This is a genomic window from Rhodococcoides fascians A44A, assembly GCF_000760735.1.
GTDB classification, from domain to species: domain Bacteria; phylum Actinomycetota; class Actinomycetes; order Mycobacteriales; family Mycobacteriaceae; genus Rhodococcoides; species Rhodococcoides fascians_E.
Genome location: NZ_JMEX01000008.1, coordinates 949,296 through 966,851, shown reverse-complemented (window position 1 = coordinate 966,851; position 17,556 = coordinate 949,296). Strand labels below are relative to the sequence as shown.

Annotated in this window: 16 protein-coding genes, 1 tRNA gene and 1 other RNA gene; 9 read left to right on the top strand and 9 right to left on the bottom strand. The window is 64.1% G+C overall.

The features are described from left to right. Window positions 1-28: 28 nt before the first annotated feature. Window positions 29-1,267 carry a tRNA guanosine(34) transglycosylase Tgt gene (tgt, locus tag BH95_RS16885; protein ID WP_019662858.1) on the top strand — a complete coding sequence of 413 codons (1,239 nt, stop codon included), beginning with the start codon at window positions 29-31 and terminating at the stop codon, window positions 1,265-1,267. On the opposite strand, the gene BH95_RS16880 is transcribed toward tgt, so the two are convergent. The 7 genes from BH95_RS16880 to BH95_RS16850 all read right to left on the bottom strand — a co-directional run bounded on the left by BH95_RS16880 (window position 1,224) and on the right by BH95_RS16850 (window position 8,157). After that, window positions 1,224-1,964, bottom strand: coding sequence for a MerR family transcriptional regulator (locus tag BH95_RS16880; protein WP_019662859.1), 741 nt, complete (start codon window positions 1,962-1,964; stop codon window positions 1,224-1,226). The genes tgt and BH95_RS16880 overlap by 44 nt on opposite strands. Before the next feature lie 32 nt (window positions 1,965-1,996). Beyond that, window positions 1,997-3,553: a flavin-containing monooxygenase gene (locus BH95_RS16875; protein ID WP_037183214.1), complete on the bottom strand. Its 1,557-nt coding sequence runs from the start codon at window positions 3,551-3,553 to the stop codon at window positions 1,997-1,999. Next, window positions 3,550-4,470: a reductase gene (locus tag BH95_RS16870; protein ID WP_019662861.1), complete on the bottom strand. Its 921-nt coding sequence runs from the start codon at window positions 4,468-4,470 to the stop codon at window positions 3,550-3,552. The genes BH95_RS16875 and BH95_RS16870 overlap by 4 nt, the downstream gene beginning before the upstream one ends. A gap of 1 nt (window position 4,471) precedes the next feature. Then, on the bottom strand, window positions 4,472-5,287 hold the full coding sequence (locus BH95_RS16865; protein ID WP_037164434.1) for an SDR family NAD(P)-dependent oxidoreductase: 816 nt from the start codon (window positions 5,285-5,287) through the stop codon (window positions 4,472-4,474). Between the two features lie 132 nt (window positions 5,288-5,419). Next, window positions 5,420-6,169 (bottom strand): queuosine precursor transporter, encoded by a 750-nt coding sequence (locus BH95_RS16860; protein WP_094714022.1) that lies wholly within the window; start codon window positions 6,167-6,169, stop codon window positions 5,420-5,422. A 61-nt stretch (window positions 6,170-6,230) separates the two neighbouring features. Next, a complete protein-coding gene (gene gluQRS / locus BH95_RS16855) occupies window positions 6,231-7,112 on the bottom strand; it encodes a tRNA glutamyl-Q(34) synthetase GluQRS (protein WP_037183213.1) in 882 nt (293 codons plus the stop codon). 70 nt (window positions 7,113-7,182) lie between these two features. After that, window positions 7,183-8,157 carry a LysR family transcriptional regulator gene (locus tag BH95_RS16850; protein ID WP_037164425.1) on the bottom strand — a complete coding sequence of 325 codons (975 nt, stop codon included), beginning with the start codon at window positions 8,155-8,157 and terminating at the stop codon, window positions 7,183-7,185. Window positions 8,158-8,234: 77 nt separating this feature from the next. On the opposite strand from BH95_RS16850, the gene BH95_RS16845 reads away from it, so the two are divergent. Beyond that, entirely contained in the window at window positions 8,235-9,647 is a 1,413-nt protein-coding gene (locus BH95_RS16845) for an MFS transporter (protein ID WP_037183203.1), read from the top strand. Further along, complete coding sequence (locus BH95_RS16840; protein ID WP_033190068.1) at window positions 9,644-10,390, top strand: 3-hydroxybutyrate dehydrogenase; 747 nt, start codon at window positions 9,644-9,646, stop codon at window positions 10,388-10,390. Before BH95_RS16845 ends, BH95_RS16840 begins: the two co-directional genes overlap by 4 nt. Window positions 10,391-10,476: 86 nt before the next feature. Here BH95_RS16840 and BH95_RS16835 read toward each other — a convergent pair. Then, a tRNA-Ser gene (locus BH95_RS16835) sits at window positions 10,477-10,561 on the bottom strand. A gap of 138 nt (window positions 10,562-10,699) precedes the next feature. Here BH95_RS16835 and ffs point away from each other — a divergent pair. Together ffs and BH95_RS16830 are read left to right on the top strand one after the other, a co-directional pair. Continuing rightward, window positions 10,700-10,796, top strand: an RNA gene (gene ffs, locus BH95_RS28320) — signal recognition particle sRNA small type. Window positions 10,797-10,830: 34 nt separating this feature from the next. Then, window positions 10,831-12,120: an aminotransferase class I/II-fold pyridoxal phosphate-dependent enzyme gene (locus BH95_RS16830; RefSeq protein ID WP_037183202.1), complete on the top strand. Its 1,290-nt coding sequence runs from the start codon at window positions 10,831-10,833 to the stop codon at window positions 12,118-12,120. Between the two features lie 75 nt (window positions 12,121-12,195). Here BH95_RS16830 and BH95_RS16825 read toward each other — a convergent pair whose 3' ends face one another. After that, window positions 12,196-13,716 carry a DHA2 family efflux MFS transporter permease subunit gene (locus tag BH95_RS16825; protein WP_019662869.1) on the bottom strand — a complete coding sequence of 507 codons (1,521 nt, stop codon included), beginning with the start codon at window positions 13,714-13,716 and terminating at the stop codon, window positions 12,196-12,198. Between the two features lie 132 nt (window positions 13,717-13,848). On the opposite strand from BH95_RS16825, the gene BH95_RS16820 reads away from it, so the two are divergent. From BH95_RS16820 to BH95_RS16805, 4 genes are all read left to right on the top strand, one after another. Further along, a complete protein-coding gene (locus tag BH95_RS16820; RefSeq protein WP_019662871.1) occupies window positions 13,849-14,496 on the top strand; it encodes a TetR/AcrR family transcriptional regulator in 648 nt (215 codons plus the stop codon). 108 nt (window positions 14,497-14,604) lie between these two features. After that, window positions 14,605-15,912, top strand: a complete 1,308-nt coding sequence (locus BH95_RS16815; protein ID WP_230595752.1) for a lipase family protein — start codon at window positions 14,605-14,607, stop codon at window positions 15,910-15,912. Window positions 15,913-16,034: 122 nt separating this feature from the next. Next, the gene (gene phoU / locus BH95_RS16810) at window positions 16,035-16,688 is read left to right on the top strand and encodes a phosphate signaling complex protein PhoU (RefSeq protein WP_019662873.1); all 654 of its coding nucleotides are present in this window, start codon (window positions 16,035-16,037) and stop codon (window positions 16,686-16,688) included. A gap of 53 nt (window positions 16,689-16,741) precedes the next feature. After that, a complete protein-coding gene (locus BH95_RS16805; RefSeq protein ID WP_026347385.1) occupies window positions 16,742-17,545 on the top strand; it encodes a transglutaminase-like domain-containing protein in 804 nt (267 codons plus the stop codon). Window positions 17,546-17,556: the final 11 nt, after the last annotated feature.

The following is a 17,556-nucleotide window of genomic DNA, read 5'->3' as shown; positions in this document are numbered from 1 at the left end:
CCAGGGAAGGACGTTTAGGGTTGGGCCTGTGAGCACTCCGAACGATCCCTTCTTCAGCATCGACACCCGGCTGGAGGACCGCCTGGGACGTACGGGGACCATCCACACGCCCCACGGAGACATCGCGACGCCCGCGTTCATCGCCGTCGGCACGAAGGCGACGGTGAAAGCGGTGCTGCCGGAGGCCATGAAGGACCTCGGTGCGCAGGCGGTGCTCGCCAACGCCTACCACCTCTACCTTCAGCCCGGCCCCGACATCGTCGACGAAGCCGGTGGCCTCGGCACGTTCATGAACTGGGACGGTCCGACGTTCACCGACAGCGGCGGCTTCCAGGTGATGTCGCTCGGTGTCGGATTCAAGAAGGTCATCTCGATGGACGCGAGCCGCGTCGAATCCGACGACGTCATCGCCGAGGGCAAGGAACGCCTCGCCCATGTCGACGACGACGGAGTCACGTTCAAATCGCACCTCGACGGATCGCGGCACCGGTTCACTCCCGAAGTGTCGATGCAGATCCAACACCAACTAGGCGCGGACATCATGTTCGCGTTCGACGAGTTGACGACCCTGATGAACACCCGCGGCTACCAGGAGATGTCGGTAGACCGCACACAGGCATGGGCGAAACGCTGTGTCCTCGAACACGAGCGGCTGACGGCGGAGCGCGTCGGGAAGCCGTATCAGGCACTGTTCGGGGTGGTGCAGGGCGCGCAGTACGAGGATCTGCGCCGCAAGGCCGCACACGACCTCGAGACCATCACCGGCGAGACCGGCCGAGGCTTCGACGGCTACGGCATCGGCGGCGCGCTGGAGAAGCAGAACCTCGGCACCATCACCCGGTGGGTGAACGAAGAACTGCCCGAACACAAACCGCGCCACATGCTCGGCATCAGCGAACCGGACGACTTCTTCACTGCCATCGAGAACGGCGCGGACACGTTCGACTGCGTCAACCCGTCACGCGTGGCCCGCAACGCAGCGATCTACGTACCGACCGGCCGATTCAACATCAACACCGCCAAGCATCGTCGAGACTTCACGCCGATCGACGAGAACTGCGACTGCTACACCTGCGCTCACTACACCCGGGCCTACATCCATCACCTGTTCAAGGCGAAGGAGATGTTGGCGTCGACGCTGTGCACCATCCACAACGAACGATTCACCGTGAAACTCGTCGACGACATCCGTGAATCCATCCAGCAGAACAGATTCCACGAATTCAAGGACGAGTTTCTCGGTCGTTTCTACGCATCGCGGTCGTGAGATAGTCACCGAGCTCGCGCTGAAGATTCTCGTCCAGAGCCCGGGCGAGCGTCGAGTTCACCGAATACACGGCCAGCTCGCGCATCCGGGTGAGCATGTCCGCCGTCGCGCCCACCTCGGTCTCGCCCGGTAGCCACCCTTCACCGTGCTGGTCGACGATGTGCTGCTTCGCCGTGGCGATCATGTCCTTGGCAACACCGTCGACCGCTGCATGAATACGTTCGTGGACGTCGATGAGCTGCCCGACGGTGAAGCCGTGGCCCGACAACGACGAGAACCCCTCGAGTAACTCCGGGTCGGTGAACACGCAGTTCTCACCCTCGACCCGAGCCAGGCCCAGCGCCTCGAGCCGCGCCAATTGGTCACCCTCACCGAGGAATTCGTCGACCAGCGCCAGTGGAATCTCCACCGAGTCCTGGCGGGACCACTGCTCGGTGACGGCATTCTGCAACCCGAGGACCTCCGCGAGATCCTTACCGTTCTCCCACCCACTGATGAAGTCGCTGATGTGCGACGTCGTGAAACCACGCTGCAGCAGAATGTCGATCAACTTCAGACGCGCCAGGTGCGTGTCGTCGTAGATTCCGACGCGACCACGCTTCTCGGGAGGAGGCAACAAGCCACGTTCACGGTAGGCGCGCACGTTCCGGGTGGTGGTACCGGCCGCATGGGCCAGATCGTCGATCCGATACTCCACCCGTGATCCTCCCGACAGCCTGCCTGTGTCGGTTACACGGTAGCCGCACGGGCGGCGGTCACCCTCGCCCGGTACTCGGTGACGGTGTAGTCGTCGTAGTTCACCGACTTCAGCTGCCCGACGTACTGGCTCGCGAAGCCGGGGAACATGGTCGCGTTGAAACCGTCCTCGGTGAGATACCAGCTCGAGCAGCCGGAATTCCACGTCGTCCGCTGCAGCCGACGCTGCAGATCCGTGTTGTACTCGCGCTGCCTGTCCGCCCTGACCTCGAGAACCGAGTTCCGTGCGATCGCGTGGGAGATGGCGTCGACGAGATAGTCGATCTGTGCCTCCATGTAGACCAGCGCGGAACTGTGCCCCGGACCCGAGTTGGGGCCGAACGTGAAGTACATGTTCGGGTAGCCCGCGACGCTGATGGACTTGTAGGCCTTCGCGCCCGAGCTCCACTCGTCGGCCAGCACACGGCCGTCGCGTCCGGTGATGGGAACCGGCGTGCCCGTCTTGGACACGTCGAATCCGGTTGCGAAGACGATCACGTCCGCCTGATGTTCGATACCTTCGACGGTGCGAATTCCCTTGGGTGCCAGACGCGCGATCGGCCAGGTCACCAGAGTGCAGTTGTCCCGCTGCAGTGCCGGATAGAACTCACTCGTCATGAGCAGTCGTTTGCATCCGGCCCGGAAATCGGGAGTGAGCTGCCGTCGAAGCCAGGGATCTCGAACCTGTCGCCGCAGGTGCAGCTTGCCGACGGCTTCGACGACGCGGGTGAGCGGCGAATTCCAGACGACGCCGAGGGCGACGGACTCGTGACCCCAGAACCAGGCCTTGCGTGCGATCGACTGCGCAGCCGGGAACTTTCGGTACAGATCCTTGGTGGTCTGACGAGTGGTCAGATTGGTGCGGGGGAGTGCCCAGCCCGGCGTGCGCTGGAAGACCTTGACCGACTGCGCCACCTTGACCAGCTCCGGCACGATCTGAACACCCGACGCCCCGGTCCCGATGACGGCCACCTTCTTGCCGGTGAAGTCGAACTCGTGATCCCAACGAGCGCTGTGGATCTTGTGGCCCTCGTACGTGTCGAGGCCGCGGATGCCCGGGAAGCTGACGTTCGCCAACGGCCCCGACGCCATGACGACAGACCGTGCACGTACCGAGGGGTGATCGTCGAACGTGACCTCCCACAGTGACGATGCCTCGTCCCAATGGACACCGGTGACGTTGTGCCCGAAGCGCAGCATCGGACGCAGGGCGAAATCGTCGACCATCCGCTCGATGTACTTCAGGATCTCGGCGCTACCGGAATACGTGTGCGACCAATCCGGATTCGGGGCGAAACTGTACGAGTACAGCCTCGACGGGATGTCACACGCCGCGCCGGGGTAGGTGTTGTCACGCCACGTGCCGCCCGGAGCCGATCCCCGCTCGAAGATGGCAAGGTTCTCGATTCGCTTCTGCTTGAGTCGAATTGCGGTACCGATCCCGGCGAAGCCGCCGCCGATGATGGCTACATCGAGCGGGAGTGGAGCCTGCTGGAATGACCCATGGGACGGGAGTGGAGCGTGCGGGAACGAGTGCGGTGTTTCGCTCATGCGACTGGCTCGTAGGTGAGTTCCTTCGACCAGGTCGGCTGGGGGCGCAGCAGCTTCTTCGGGTACTTGGCCGTTGCTCGGACCAGGGCGTCGGCGAACTTGTGGTACGGGTGCGCGCGGTTGATGACGACGCCGGAGTGCCAGCTGATGAAGCGGTACATGGGCAGACGCTTCGGGAATTCGCTTCTCTCGCCGACCTTCTTGAACCTCCGCATCGCGGTGTAGAGGCGTTCCTCGTCGACACCCATGGCCACGATGTTGTCGCGCATCTTGTTCAGCAGTGGGATGTAGCGGAGGGTGCCGATGATCAGCGACGGATTCATCCAGGCTCCGACGGTCTCCACCAGGATCTTGCGCATCGTCGCGTGCCCCAGGAGTTCGATGACCTGGAAATCGACTGCAAGATGGCGTGATTCGTCGGAGTTGATCTTCTTGAAGACCTCCTGGCAGACCGGGTCGTCGATCTCGTCGACGATGAACTTGACCAGTGCGCCGTCGAGTGCGACCTCGAGCATCGGGATGACGGTCCCGAGCACGGCGAGTGACGTCTGATCCGAGTACTTGTCCAGCCAGTCGATGACGAGTTTGACGTTGACATTGGGCTGAGGGATCTCGTCGCCGTCGAGCATGCCCCACCGCCGCATCAGTGCGAGTTCGGCGTTGGCGTGTTTCTGTTCCTCTGCGTGGAAGTAGGTGTAGATCTCCTTCAAGGTGTCCGTCGGAGCCTTCTTCGCCATGGCCGCGAAGCCGCGGGCGCCGACGTTCTCGATCCACATCAGGTCCGACATGAACGGCTTCAGCTTGGTCCAGAGTTCAGGACCGATGGTCTCCGCTCCCGGTGCGTCCCAGTCGATGTCGGCCAACGCCCACTGCTTGTCCTTGATCTTGACGAGCATCTCGTCGAAGTCGAATGCCATGTCAGACTCCTGCTTCCTGTGTGGTTTCCTGTGGTGCGAACCGAGCGAGCAACCCGAGCGTTCGGGTGTAGAGCGCAGGGGCGATGCGCTTGAGGCGCCAGATGACCTTGGCGTCGATCTGCGGCACGACGTAGAGGCGTCCGCGGTCGTACTTGTTCAAGGTGTCGACCGTGACCTTCTCCGGCGTGAACCCCGTCGTGCGCATCAGTGTTTCGGCGATCTTGTTGCCGGCAGCGGTGATACGTCCGTCCTTGGCGACATTCGTCTTCACGAACGTCGGACACAGCACGGTGACTCGCACGCCTTCGGCAGCCATGGTCTCCGACAGCGAGATCACGCCGGCCTTCCCCACGTTGTACGGCGCCATCAACGGCGCAGCACCGAATCCGGCTGCGGACGCGACATTGATGAACCCGCCCTCGCCGACCGCCTTCATTGCAGGCGCGAAGATCTCGCATCCGTGGATCACTCCCCAGAGATTGATCCCCAGCGCCCAGTTCCAGTCCTCGAACCCGATATCGCCGACAGGTGTGCCACCGATCCCGACGCCCGCATTGTTGATCACGAGAGTCGGAGGACGGCCGAGGGTCAGTTCTGCGAACAAGGCAAGGTCCTCGACCTGCTCACGTCGAGAGACATCGCACTTCACCGCATGCGCTTTGTCGCCGATGAGAGCAGCGGTCTCCTCGGCGCGCGTCAGGGAAATATCGGCGCAAATCACCTCACCACCTCGCTTCGCGAGTTCGAGCGCAAACGCACGGCCGATGCCACTGCCCGCTCCGGTCACCACGGCACGAGCGTTGTACGACGGATTCATTCGTTCAGACTCATACTGATTGTGCCATTTGTCAATGGCTCAATAGGCGCGGGAAGGTGCACGGACGAGTTCGGGCGTGACCGAATGTGTCGTTCGGTCACGCCCGAGGGGTGAGAGGTACCAGGCCGGAAGCTATGCCGCGACGGATTCCTGGTAGCTGGGTTCGCGCTTCTTGATGTAGGCGATGACGCGGTAGGTGATGGGAAGTACGAGGATTTCGACGAGGGTCTTCCAGATGAAGCCGACGATGACGTAGTTGATGAAGTCTTCCCATGTCGAGATGCCGATGACGCCGGCGGCGATGGAGCAGAAGATCAGGGTGTCGAAGAATTCGCCGACGACGGTCGAGCCGATCAGTCGCGCCCAGAGGTGCTTTTCCTTGGTGCGCTGTTTGATCTTCACGAGGACGAGGGCGTTGAGCATCTGCCCGACGAAGTATCCGGCGAGGCCGGCGATGACCAGCCGCGGCACCACGCCGACGACGGTTTCGAGTGACTCCTGATTCTCGTAGAAGCTGGCTGCGGGGAGCTCGATGGCGATCCAGAAGCAGACGGCAGCGAGGATGATCGACCCGAACCCGAGGTAGATCGCGCGTCGCGTCGCCTTGAAGCCGTACACCTCGCTGAGGACGTCGCCCAGGATGTAGGCGAGTGGGAAGAGGAAGAATGCGCCGTCGGTGTTGATCGGCAGCACCTGGAACGGGCCGAGGAATACTTCGCTGTCACCGAAGAACGCGACGCCTTTGCTCGCCGTCACATTCGAGATGATCAGGGTTGCGGCGAACAAGGCCACGATGGTCGGGTAGTAGCCGCGGCTGACGTGCGCGAACTGCGCAACGGCGCCTGGCGTGTCTTCGGATTTCTGAGCTGTCACGTGCCTCATCCAAACACGGGAAATCCCCAGGTCCGAATCGGAAGTGCACAGAATCGACCGACCGAGTCCGTTATGTCTCGAATACCCAGGGGGTCGTCGGAAGCTTCTGCGGGTCGAATCGCCGAAGAATGTCGCCCGGGGACACTTGCTCGTCGGCTTCGGCCAGTTCCAGAGACCGAGCCAGAAGGTGCAGAACGTCTCGCGGCCCGAGACCCAGCGCAGCCTGGTCCTCCAGCGTCACCGCGCCGTCGCGCTTCGCCAATCGTTTTCCCTGAGCATTGAGTGCGAGCGGCACGTGGGCGTAGGTGGGAGCGGGGATGTCGAGCAGCGACGCGAGGTACGCCTGACGCGGGGACGACGTCAGGAGATCGTCCCCGCGGACCACTTGATCCACGCCCTGTTCGCCGTCGTCCACCACCACCGCGAGGTTGTAGGCCGCGACACCGTCGACGCGGCGAAGTACGAGGTCGTCGACCTGGCCGTGAAATGCGCCGAGCACGTCGTCGTGAACGGAGAACTCGGTCACGTCGGCCTTCAGGCGCACTGCGGGAGGCCTGGTTTTCGTTGCCCGTTCTGCGGCCGTCAGATTTCTGCAGGTTCCGGGGTAGGCGCCGTCGGGTGCGTGGGGTGCCGACGCTGCCTCCTGTATTTCCCGACGGGTGCAGAAACACTCGTAGGTCATACCCGCCGCGGTGAGGTGGGCGATGGCGTCGTCGTACAGCGCGGTGCGCTCGGACTGTCGAACAACGGCGCCGTCCCAGTCGAGGCCGATGGCGCGGAGGTCGGCGAGTTGACGGGCCTCGGCGCCCTCGCGCACGCGATCGAGATCCTCCACGCGCATCAAGAACTGTCGTCCTGTGGATCGCGCGAACAGCCATGCGAGCAGCGCGGTACGGAGGTTGCCGAGATGCAGGTCGCCCGACGGGCTCGGAGCGAATCGGCCGGCAGGCATGGCTCGATGCTAGGACAGTCTCGATGCTAGGACACCGCGGGCGTGGAGCGGCAGTTGCGCGAAGTTCGGGCTACGCGCGACCCAGCAGAGCGTCGCGCTGGTCCAGGACGGAGGCTTTGATGGCTTCGACGACTCGGGCGACTTCCGGGCGTCGCAGAGTCTCGGCGCGCGAGACCAGCCAATAATCCAGCCGCACGGACACTTCCTGCGGCAGCAACCGCACGAGGTCGTCGTGCCGATCGGCCATGAAACAGGGGAGCAGTCCGATCCCTGCCGCCGCACGGGTCGCCTCGACGTGCACGAACACGTTGGTCGACGTCACCGACTCTCGCATCAGCGGTGCGAAGCCGGGAGCGATGTCGAGGTCGTCGACCTGCAGCATCGAGTCGATGAAGTAGACCAGCGGATGAGCAGCGAGATCGTCGACGGTGGCCGGTCTGCCGTGGGCTTCGAGATAACTCGTCGACGCATACAGCCCGAGGTGGTAGTCGCTGAGCTTCATCGCCTCCGCGCGGTGCACCTGAGGTTCGCCGACGACTATCTCCACATCCATTCCGGAGCGTTGCTGCGAGGCGCGCCTGGTGGTCGCGACGATCTCCACGGCGATACCGGGGTGGCGAAGTCGAACTCGGGCGACTGCGGGGGCGATGACGTATGCGCTGAATCCGTCGGTCGCGGACACTCTGACCACGCCTTCTGCGTCGTCGTCCGGTCCCATCAGGGAACGGACCGCGGCTTCGATGTTCTCGGCGGCGGCGAGTGCATCCTTGCCGCGGGCGGTGAGTTCCCAACCGTTGCCGGACCTGGCGAGAACTCTGCCGCCCAGGCGTGCTTCGAGCGCGGCGATACGCCTGGAGATGGTGGTGTGGTTGACCCCGAGGTCGTCCGCCGCGGTGTTGTACCGGCCGGTTCTGCCCACTGCCAACAGGATCAACAGGTCGTCTGCGCTGGGCGGCCGACCATGATCGGGGTGAGCATGCGACACATGTGCATTCTTGCAGATCGCACATGCGTTGTTGGGTATTGCGGGCGGTCCGATCTGCATCGATACTCAGCGATACCGATATGTGTGGTGGTAGTCACAATCTAGCCCGCACATGTCCCAGAACACGAGGAGTAGCAATGAGCGTCGAAGAACGCACCGAATCACCGGGGAACGACCCCGACGCCACTCCGAGCGGCCTCAAGAAGGTCGTCGGTGCATCGATGGCGGGCACCATCGTCGAATGGTACGAATTCTTCCTCTACGGCACCGCGGCCACGCTGGTCTTCTCCAAGATCTTCTTCGCAGCAGGCACGAGTGAGCTCGACGCCATTCTCGCTGCCTTCGTCACGTACGCCGTCGGCTTCGTCGCACGTCCGCTCGGCGGCATCGTATTCGGTCACTTCGGTGACAAGTACGGCCGAAAGAAGCTGCTGCAGTTCAGCCTCGTCCTGGTCGGCGGCGCAACGTTCCTGATGGGATGTCTGCCGACGTTCAACCAGATCGGCTACTGGGCGCCTGCACTTCTCGTCGCGCTCCGGTTCATCCAGGGCTTCGCCGTCGGCGGCGAATGGGGTGGCGCGGTTCTGCTCGTCGCAGAGCACAGCCCGAACAAGAGCCGTGGATTCTGGGCCAGCTGGCCGCAGGCAGGCGTACCCGCCGGAAACCTGCTCGCCACCGTCGTGCTGCTCATTCTGACCACCGTCCTGCCGGAGGACGACTTCCTCAGTTGGGGCTGGCGCGTTGCGTTCTGGCTCTCCGCAGTGATCGTCTTCGTCGGTTACTACATCCGCACCAAGGTCACCGACGCCCCGATCTTCGTCGAAGCACAGAAGCAGGCCGAGGTCATCAAGGCAGCGTCGTACGGTGTCTTCGAGGTCCTCAAGCGCTACCCGCGTGGCGTCTTCACGGCCATGGGCCTGCGTTTCGGTGAGAACGTCATGTACTACCTCGTCGTCACGTTCACGATCACGTACCTCAAGGTCGAGGTCGGTACCGACACCCAGACGATTCTGTGGTGGATGCTCGTCGCCCATGCCGTGCACTTCTGCGTGATTCCGTTGGTGGGCAAGCTCGCCGACCGCGTCGGCCGCCGTCCCGTCTACTTCTTCGGCGCAGTCACCGCAGGAACCTGGGGCTTCTTCGCCTTCCCGATGTTCAACAGCGGCCACAACGTGGTCATCATGCTCGCGATCATCATCGGCCTCGTGTTCCACGCCTTCATGTATGCAACGCAGCCGGCGATCATGGCAGAGATGTTCCCGACGCGTATGCGTTACTCCGGCGTGTCCCTCGGCTATCAGGTGACGTCGATCGTCGCGGGCTCGCTGGCGCCGATCATCGCGGTTGCGTTGCTCGACCGCTTCGGCTCGGGCGTTCCGATCGCCTGGTACCTCGCGGCGTCCTGCGCGGTCACGTTGATCGCCGTCATCGCCGCCCGCGAAACCAAGGGCCTGGCACTCGAGACCATCGACATCGCCGACGCGAAGAATCTGGCCACGGAAGCCGAGCTCGCCAAGGCAGGGCTGCTCGAACCGGACGTGAAGCGATGACCGACCTGACCGGACGCACCGCACTCGTCACCGGTGGTGCGTCCGGAATCGGGGCAGCGTGTGCACGCGAACTGGCCTCGCGCGGAGCGACCGTCACCATCGCCGACGTCGACGAAGTAGCGGCGAAGGAACTTGCGTCCGAGCTCCACGGCGAGACCTGGGCAGTGGACCTACTGGACGTGGCCTCGCTCGAAGAGCTGCACCTCGACACCGACATCCTGGTCAACAACGCGGGAATCCAAACCGTCGCCTCGATCGTCGACTTCGACCCAGCCGCGTTCCGGCGGATCCAGACCCTGATGGTGGAAGCCCCGTTCCTGCTGATCCGAGCTGCGCTGCCCGGCATGTACTCGCGAGGGTTCGGACGAATCGTCAACGTCTCCTCGGTGCACGGCCTCCGCGCATCGGAATACAAGGTCGCGTACGTGACCGCCAAGCACGCCTTGGAAGGACTGTCCAAGGTCACGGCACTCGAAGGCGGCCCACACGGCGTCACGAGCAACTGCGTCAACCCCGGTTACGTGCGAACGCCGTTGGTGGAGAAGCAGATCGCCGACCAAGCGGCCGCGCACGGGATCGACGCAGACCAGGTGCTGGAGAAGGTCATGCTGACCGAGAGCGCAGTCAAACGACTCGTCGAACCGGCAGAAGTGGGATCCCTCGTCGGATGGCTGGCGTCCTCGGATGCCGGCATGGTCACCGGCGCGTCGTACACCATGGACGGTGGTTGGTCGGCGCGATAGGGCTGTCGCCCGTCACGTCCGGACGTGATGCTCGCGGACCCGAGAACGAAGAAAGCCCCCTGCACGTGCAGGGGGCTTTCTCACCGCGGAGGATAGGGGATTTGAACCCCTGAGGGCGTTAACCCAACCCGCGTTCCAGGCGAGCGCCATAGGCCACTAGGCGAATCCTCCGTGGGGAAGCATACCGGGTTACCCCCGTCCGATCCCAAACCGGCTGCTCGTGGGCCGATTCGGAGGCCTGTAGCGGGGCCTCGCGGCAGTCGTGGAACCCTGCCGGTCACCCGTCGTCGACGGTGCGGCTACACTCTTCACTGGATCCCGCGCGGCGCGCATCCTGTGAACTCCCCCAGGGCCGGAAGGCAGCAAGGGTCAACGGGCTCTGCCGGGTGCGCGGGGTCCCCTTTATGTCAAGGGACCAGCATCACGAGAGGCCGCTCCGCATGTCAGCGCAAACCCAGTTCGGGTTGATGAACCATGAGGAGCTCGTCGCCGAGCACGAGCGACAGGCAGCGAGCTACGAGCAGCTGAAGGCCCAGAATCTCTCCCTCGATCTCACCAGAGGCAAGCCGTCGCCCGAGCAGCTCGATCTGTCCTCGGATCTGCTGACACTGCCCGGTGGCGATTTCCGCGACGGCAGCGGCACCGACTGCCGCAACTACGGCGGCCTCGCCGGCCTGCCGGAACTGCGCGCGATCTTCGGGGAGCTGCTCGGGATTCCCGTCTCGAACCTCCTTGCGGGCAACAACGCAAGCCTCGAGATCATGCACGACCTCGTCGTCTGGTCCCTGCTGCACGGCCTGCCGGACTCACCGCGGCCGTGGTCGGCGGAACCCAACATCCGTTTCCTCTGCCCAGCTCCCGGATACGACCGCCACTTCGCGATCTCCGAGAGCTTCGGCATCGACATGATCCCGGTCCCGATGAACCCGGACGGCCCCGACGTCGAGGAAATCACGCGGCTCATGGCGTCGGATCCGCAGATCAAGGGCCTGTGGGCGGTCCCGAACTACTCCAACCCGACGGGTGCAGTGTTCTCCGAAGAGGTCGTGCGCGCACTGGCGTCCGTCCCGGCTGCGGCACCCGACTTCCGGATCTTCTGGGACAACGCCTACGCCGTTCACCCTCTGACCGCGGAGTTCGCACCCGCGTACGACATTCTGGGCTGGGCAGCCGAAGCCGGGTATCCCAACCGCCCGTTCGTGTTCGCGTCGACCTCCAAGATCACGTTCGCCGGTGCAGGCGTCAGCTTCTTCGGAAGTTCCGACGCGAACCTCGAGTGGTACCTGAAGCGTCTCGGCACCAAGAGCATCGGGCCGGACAAGCTCAATCAGCTTCGCCACCTTCGCTTCTTCGGTGATGCCGACGGTGTGAAGGCCCACATGGCCAAGCATCGGGAGATCCTGGCACCGAAGTTCGCTCTCGTCGGACAGATTCTGGAAGATCGCCTCGGAGCGTCCAAGATCGCCTCCTGGACGGAGCCGAAGGGCGGGTACTTCATCTCGCTCGACGTGCTGGACGGTACGGCAGCCCGGTCCATCGCTCTGGCGAAGGACGCGGGCATCGCACTGACCGGCGCAGGCTCGGCTTATCCGTACAAGAAGGACCCCGAGGACCGCAACATCCGCCTCGCGCCGAGCTTCCCGTCGCTCTCCGAGCTGGAGAAGTCGATGAACGGCGTGGCGACTTGCGTACTTCTGGCCGCGGCAGAAAAACTCCTCCGCACCACGTGAGTACTTATGTAGCGCCCATGGTCGCTACGCAGGCTTCGCTCCTGCCCCAGGGCCTACACAAGTACTCACAGCGGATCAGTGGCCTACTACGACTGCGCCTTCCGGGGCTGCGGGGAGCAGACCGGGCTTGACGACGATGGCCGAGATGACGGCTCCGAGCAGGAAGATGCCCGTCGCCCACCAGAACGTCGTCGTGTAGCTGGCGATTTCAGCGTTGGCTTGGAGTGCGGCTGCATTCGACGCCGACGCCAGGTTGTCGGTCACGTAGTTGGTGGCCGCGGTGGCCGCGATGGTGCTCAGAAGTGCGGTACCGATGGACCCGCCGACCTGCTGCATGGTGTTGACCGTTGCCGAGGCAACACCGGAATCGTCGGGGTTGACTCCCGAGATGGCGCCCTGCATGGCGGGAGCCATCGTTGCGCCCAAGCCGAGGCCCATGATGATCAGGCCGGGCAGGATGTGCGTCGCATACGCGGAGTCGACGGCGATCTGGGTGAGCAGTCCCATGCCCAGTGCGGCGACGAGAAGTCCCGACGTCATGAGAACACGAGGTCCGAAGCGCGGCAGCACGATTGCCGTCGACAGCGTCGCGGTGACGATGAGGGCGGCGATCATCGGCATGAACGCGAAACCGGTGCTGATCGGTGTGAACCCGAGTGTGTTCTGCAGGTAGTACGTCAGGAACAGGAACACCGCGAACATGCCCGCACCCGTCACGAAGACGGCGAGGAACGATCCGGCGCGGGTGCGGTCGAGGATGATGCGCAGCGGAAGCAACGGGTGTGACACACGCTGCTGGATGGCGAAGAACACGCCGAGCAGCACCACGCCGGCGGCGAGGAATGCGATGGTGACCGTGTTGCTCCAGCCGTCGGACTCGGCGTGAGCGAAGCCGTAGACGATGGCGAACAGCGCTGCCGACACGGTCAGCGTTCCGGGAATGTCCAGGCGTGGACGGACGTCGGCCTTGTGCTTGGCGAGCAGGAGGAATCCGGCGACGAACGCGAGTGCGGCGAACACCAGGTTGATGTACAGGCTCCAGCGCCAGTTGGCCCATTCGGTGAGCATTCCGCCGAGCAGTAGGCCGAGTGCACCGCCGCCGCCTGCGATGGCGCCGAAGATGCCGAACGCCTTTGCTCGTTCCTTCGGGTCGGTGAACGTGGTGGCCAGGAGCGAGAGCGCCGCGGGTGCGAGCAGGGCGCCGAACACGCCCTGGCCGGCGCGTGCCGCGACCAGCATGCCGAAGTTCACGGCTGCGCCACCCACCGCGGACATCACGGCGAATCCGATGAGTCCGATCAGGAAGGTGTTACGGCGTCCGAACAGGTCGCTCAGACGTCCGCCGAGCAGCAGGAGGCTGCCGAATGCCAGGGCGTAGGACGTGACGACCCAGGAGCGGTTGGCGTTGTCGAAGCCGAGGTCGAGCTGGGCGGCGGGCAGAGCGATGTTCACGACGGTGGCGTCGAGCACCACCATGAGCTGGGCGAGGCCGAGGGTGGCGAGGATCAGCCAGCGGTTTCGGTGTGCCCTGGCGTCGGTGGTCTCCTCCGTCGCCAAGGTCGACGACGAGGTGTCGTCCGGTGACAATGCGGTCATGGTCATCCTTCGATTCGGCTATACGGAGGTGTATTCTCCGGTTACGAAGACGAAGGTAGCAGCTAAGTGGAGGAATGTCCTCCGCTTTTCGGGTGAAACGGACATCGAATGAGTGTGAGAGCCGACACAGGCGTGAAGAAACCGTTGCGAGCGGACGCGGAACGCAACCGCCGACGAATCGTCGACGCGGCTCGCGAACTGTTCGCCTCGCGCGGAATCGACATCACGCTCGACGACGTTGCTGCTCATGCGAAAGTCGGTGTGGGGACGGTGTATCGGCGGTTCTCCTGCAAGGAGGAGCTGATCGACGGCGTGTTCGAGCAGCGTATGCAGGAAATGCTGGCCACCGCGGAAAGCGCTCTGGCTGCTGAAGATCCATGGGACGGACTCGTTCTGTTTCTCGCGGATCTGTTCGCAGGAATGTCGGCGGACAAAGGTCTCGGCGAGGTCGTGCTCGGCACGGACGAAGGATGCAACGGAATCGCCCAGATGAGGGAGCGGATCGACCCGTACGTCGACCGTATCGTGATGCGTGCGCGCGACTCCGGCCAACTGCGCGCCGACGTGGAGGTCAACGACCTGTTTCCGCTGATCGGAATGATCGGTGCGGCTTCGGAATTCATGAAGACGGTAGAGCCGGACAACTGGAAGCGGTACTTCACGATCGTGCTCGACGGCCTGCGTTCGACGCCGGGCGCCGCGACGGAGCTACCCGGTAGGCCGTTGACGGCGGAGGAGATCTCGATCGCGAAAGCGGACATGCATCGCCGACGACGCTGACGCACTCTCGGTGATGCGCTACCCCACTCTTCCCAAGTGTGTCCCCTGTCACGTATGGTCCCAGTCGGATATCACTACCGGTGGGTAAGTACGGGGGTTGGACGATCGATGCGAGTATCACGATTGCTGGGCACTGCGGTGGGCGTTGCACTGCTGGCGGCGGTGGCGGGAGTCCCGCTCGCGTCGGCGCAGCCTGGAGCGGGATCGTCCACCGGGTCGACGGGTGAGTCCGACTTCTACCTCCCGCCCACCCCCTTGCCCGACGGCGGTGCCGGAGACGTGATTCGCACCGAGCCGTCGCCTCTGGCGCTGTCGGTCCCCGGTATCGGCGGACCGCTCCCGGGGACGGCGACGCGAATCATGTACCGCAGCACCGACTCCAACGACGCACCCAACGCGGTCACCGGTACCTATATCGATCCGGCGGCGGAATGGACGGGACCCGGCCCGCGGCCGCTCGTCGTGCTGGCACCGGGGACGCAAGGCCAAGGAGATCAGTGTGCGCCGTCGCGCATGCTGAATCGGCTGATCACGTACACGCCACCACTCGGATTCATGGTCGAGTACGAGGTCCTGGCCGCGTACTCCTTGCTCTCGCAGGGATACGGCGTCGTGATCACCGACTACGACGGTCTCGGAACACCCGGCGCGCACACCTACGTCAACCGCGCGGCCGAGGCGCACGCTGTTCTCGACGCCGCCCGCGCTGCCCAGCAGCTACCCGGCACCAAGATCGCTGCGGGCGGACCCGTCGCGACGTACGGATACTCCCAGGGCGGTGGCGCAGTGGCGGCCGCAGCCGAGGTGGCGGGCGATTACGCTCCCGAACTCGACCTCGTGGGCAGCTACGCAGGCGCTCCGCCTGCCGACCTGAAGCAGACCCTCGAACAGGTCGACGGCACCATCCTCACCGGCGTCATCGGGTACACCCTCAACGGTCTGCTGAAATCGGATCCCGACCTTCAACCTCTGATCGACGAGAACATCAACGACGCAGGCCAGGCCATGCTGCGGCAGGTGGCGAATCAATGTGTGGGCGAGACGATCCTGACCGTCGGACTGCATCGGACCACCGAGTACACCCGCACCGGCGAGCCGATGTCGGTCGTCCTGGATCGGCTTCCCAAGGCCCAGGAGATCCTCGCGAAGAACAAGATCGGCCTGCGCACGCCGACCGCCCCGGTGCTCGTCCAGTCCGGGACGTCCGACGACATCGTCCCGCACGGTCAAGCCGTCGAACTCGCGGGTGCCTGGTGCAGCAGGGGAGCGACGGTTCAGTTCAGCGCCGCGAATGTTCCGTCCATCGTCCCCGGTTCGGGTGCGGGACATATCATTCCGGACCTCCTCGGACTCGGCGAGGCGCAGAACTGGATCAAGGACCGTTTCTACGGCGTGCCCGCCCCGACCAACTGCTGACGCAGGCGATCCCACCAGCACAGCGCCTGGTGTAGAAAGATCAAGGTCCGGGTACAGGACTGAAGGACTTTCGACAGGCAGAGGACGGCGGATGGGGATCTCGATGGACAGGTGGGCTCGCTGTGCGTGAGAACTACAACGAGCAACTCGTCGAGATCCGAGCCGACCTCGCCGACATGTGCACCCTGGCCGAGAAGGCGATGGCGTCGGCGACGCAGGCGTTGCTGACGGCCGATCTGGCGCTGGCCGAGGAAACCATCAGCAGCCGGGAACGCATCGACGAACTCGCCGCGGCGTGGGAGCACAAAGCATTTTCGGTACTCGCGTTGCAGTCACCCGTCGCGCTGGACCTGCGAATCATGGTGAGCGGGATCCACATAGTCGCCGATCTGCAGCGAATGGGTGGCCTCGCCATCCACATCGCCGAGCTAGCGCGCAGACGTCACCCTGCTCACGTCCTCCCCGTCGAGGTGGAGAGCGTCTTCGCCGAGATGGGCCGCGTCGCGGTCGAGCAGGCCGACGCCACCCGCGAGGTTCTGCTGACCAGGGACGCGGACCTGGCCGCCGAGCTGCAGGTCAAGGACGAGAAAATGGACGAGCTGCATCGCAGCCTGTTCACCCTGACCTCGTCTCCCGACTGGCCGCACGGTGTCCCCGCCGCCGTCGACATGACGCTCCTCGGACGCTTCTACGAGCGCTTCTCCGATCACACGGTCGAAGTCGCCAAGCGTGTCATCTTTCTCGTCACGGGTGAATTCCGCCCCGACGAGTCCTGAGGGTGCTCGAGTCCGATCTGCAGGATCGAATGAACGGTGGCAGGATCATCACAATGAAACGCGAAGTCTCGGCCTACCTCGACGTGGACGTCACCGAGGCGAGCACCCTGGAATTCCAGATCGCCATCGCTCCACACCCGGGCGCCGAAGTGTGGGAAGCGCTGTCGTTCACTCTCGATGGCCAGCCGGTCGATTTCCAGGAGATCAGCGGCGCGCACGGCACCCGAATCCACAAGTTGCATGCGGGCGTCGGAAAGCTCGAGGTGTCGTACTCGGCCACCGTGTACGGCAACACCGACCCGGCGCCTGTGTCGGATTACGATCTCTCGCTGTATCTACGTCCCAGCAGATATGCCGAGGCCGACAAGTTCTTCGGTTTCGCGGCAACGGAATTCGGTTCCTACGCGGCGTCGGAGAAATTGCTCGCCGAGGTGTCGTCCTGGGTCGGCTCACGGCTCAACTACGTTCCGGGAAGCAGTGACCCGATCGACGGTGCAGTGGACACCCTCCTCGCAGGTGCAGGTGTGTGCCGGGATTACACCCATCTCGTCGTGGCGTTGCTGCGTGCGGTGAACGTACCGGCACGGCTCGTCGCGGTGTACGCACCCGGATGCGACCCCATGGACTTCCACGCCGTCGCCGAGGCATTCGTCGACGGCCAGTGGCGTGTGGTCGACGCGACGTGCCTGGCTCCGCGGTCGACGCTGGTGCGGATCGCCACCGGTCGCGACGCTGCGGACACGGCATTCCTCGACAACCACGGCGGTTCCATCACGCTCAACAACGCAGTCGTCGGGGCCGTCGTCGACGGACCACTGCCCTTCGACGACATCACTCAACTGGTATCCATCACCTAGGAGCCTCGATC

What these genes read in the sequence shown, in the direction of transcription:
- BH95_RS16850 (WP_037164425.1), bottom strand. Translation starts at nt 8,157, where the DNA reads ATGCAGATCGGACCGCCCGCAATACCCAACAACGCATGTGCGATCTGC.
- BH95_RS16870 (WP_019662861.1), bottom strand. Translation starts at nt 4,470, where the DNA reads ATGGCATTCGACTTCGACGAGATGCTCGTCAAGATCAAGGACAAGCAG.
- BH95_RS16845 (WP_037183203.1), top strand. Translation starts at nt 8,235, where the DNA reads ATGAGCGTCGAAGAACGCACCGAATCACCGGGGAACGACCCCGACGCC.
- BH95_RS16860 (WP_094714022.1), bottom strand. Translation starts at nt 6,169, where the DNA reads ATGAGGCACGTGACAGCTCAGAAATCCGAAGACACGCCAGGCGCCGTT.
- BH95_RS16840 (WP_033190068.1), top strand. Translation starts at nt 9,644, where the DNA reads ATGACCGACCTGACCGGACGCACCGCACTCGTCACCGGTGGTGCGTCC.
- BH95_RS16865 (WP_037164434.1), bottom strand. Translation starts at nt 5,287, where the DNA reads ATGAATCCGTCGTACAACGCTCGTGCCGTGGTGACCGGAGCGGGCAGT.
- BH95_RS16805 (WP_026347385.1), top strand. Translation starts at nt 16,742, where the DNA reads ATGAAACGCGAAGTCTCGGCCTACCTCGACGTGGACGTCACCGAGGCG.
- BH95_RS16830 (WP_037183202.1), top strand. Translation starts at nt 10,831, where the DNA reads ATGTCAGCGCAAACCCAGTTCGGGTTGATGAACCATGAGGAGCTCGTC.
- gluQRS (WP_037183213.1), bottom strand. Translation starts at nt 7,112, where the DNA reads ATGCCTGCCGGCCGATTCGCTCCGAGCCCGTCGGGCGACCTGCATCTC.
- BH95_RS16875 (WP_037183214.1), bottom strand. Translation starts at nt 3,553, where the DNA reads ATGAGCGAAACACCGCACTCGTTCCCGCACGCTCCACTCCCGTCCCAT.
- BH95_RS16815 (WP_230595752.1), top strand. Translation starts at nt 14,605, where the DNA reads ATGCGAGTATCACGATTGCTGGGCACTGCGGTGGGCGTTGCACTGCTG.
- BH95_RS16825 (WP_019662869.1), bottom strand. Translation starts at nt 13,716, where the DNA reads ATGACCGCATTGTCACCGGACGACACCTCGTCGTCGACCTTGGCGACG.